We start from the raw sequence: 1,151 nt of genomic DNA, 5'->3' as shown, positions 1-1,151 counted from the left end.
CGTGGAGATTTACAATGCAAGTGCAACACCTAAAATAAAAGATGACCCATTGGGGAAATTCCTGTAAAATGGCAGTTGACGAGACAAACCATAAGGAGGAATCCCCAATGAGTCACTACCATCATCTTAGCATATCCGAGCGGGAAAGTATATGGGAAAATAAACTTTTGGGTAAGTCATTGCGAGAGATTGCCAAGGGCATAGGACGCTCCGTATCCACTGTAAGCCGGGAATTAAAACGTAACCGATTTGCTCGCTCCTATCGTCCATCTAAAGCCCAGGAAAAGTATCAAAAGAGGCGCAAACACTGTCGGAGGCACAAGATATTGGAGCAAACAGATATAAGAGAGAAAGTGGTTAACTTGCTTACCGGTCAACAATGGTCTCCAGAACAGATTTCCAAGCGCATAGAACTAGAACATGGGAGTCCAGTGGTCAGTTATAGCACCATCTACCGTGCGATCAAGACAGGCTATATGGAGCCAAAGGAACGGAAGAAAAAGAAACACGGGCGCTATTTTATGGAGCGTTATCTGCGCAGGAAGGGTTGGCGTGGTAAGAAAAAGGAGAAGCAAGAGAAGGCATATATTCACCGTGGAATTGAAGAGCGCCCTAGATCTGCGGAAAATCGCAGTCGTTTTGGACACTTTGAGGGCGATTTGGTGTATAGCAGCTGTCACAAGCTGTATATTGTCACACTGGTAGACCGACGCTCACGGTTCTTGCTCACCGGAATCAGTAAAACCAGAAAGGCTTCAGAAGTTGCGCAGGTCATGGCCTCGATGTTGGAGAAACTGCCCAACCGACTGCTGCGTAGCATTACTTTAGACCGTGGCTTTGAATTTGCAAATCACGCTGACATTACAGCTAAGATTCCAAATGCGCAGTTTTACTTTGCCCACCCTATGTGCCCATGGGAGAGAGGGACTAACGAGAACACAAATGGTCTTCTACGTCAGTATGTCCCTAAAAATACCTATAAGGTGCCATTCTCTCCAGAGCTTCTGGAGGAGTTCACACACAAGCTAAATACTCGACCTCGCAAATGCCTGGGATGGAAAACTCCTGCGGAAGTCTTTTATCACCAGGTGTTGCACTTGACTTGACAATGCGCCCGATGAGAAATGGGGGAAAGAATCGCCAAAGGCGGG

At 46.7% G+C, this 1,151-nt stretch carries 1 protein-coding gene; it reads left to right on the top strand.

The features are described from left to right. Positions 1–107: 107 nt before the first annotated feature. Positions 108–1,106 carry an IS30 family transposase gene (locus B5F22_RS11810; RefSeq protein WP_158096700.1) on the top strand — a complete coding sequence of 333 codons (999 nt, stop codon included), beginning with the start codon at positions 108–110 and terminating at the stop codon, positions 1,104–1,106. Positions 1,107–1,151: the final 45 nt, after the last annotated feature.

Origin of the sequence: Pseudoflavonifractor sp. An187, from assembly GCF_002160275.1 — a bacterium.
GTDB lineage: Bacteria > Bacillota > Clostridia > Oscillospirales > Oscillospiraceae > Enterenecus > Enterenecus faecium.
This window is presented reverse-complemented; position numbering and strand designations above follow the sequence as displayed.

What these genes read in the sequence shown, in the direction of transcription:
- B5F22_RS11810 (WP_158096700.1), top strand. Translation starts at nt 108, where the DNA reads ATGAGTCACTACCATCATCTTAGCATATCCGAGCGGGAAAGTATATGG.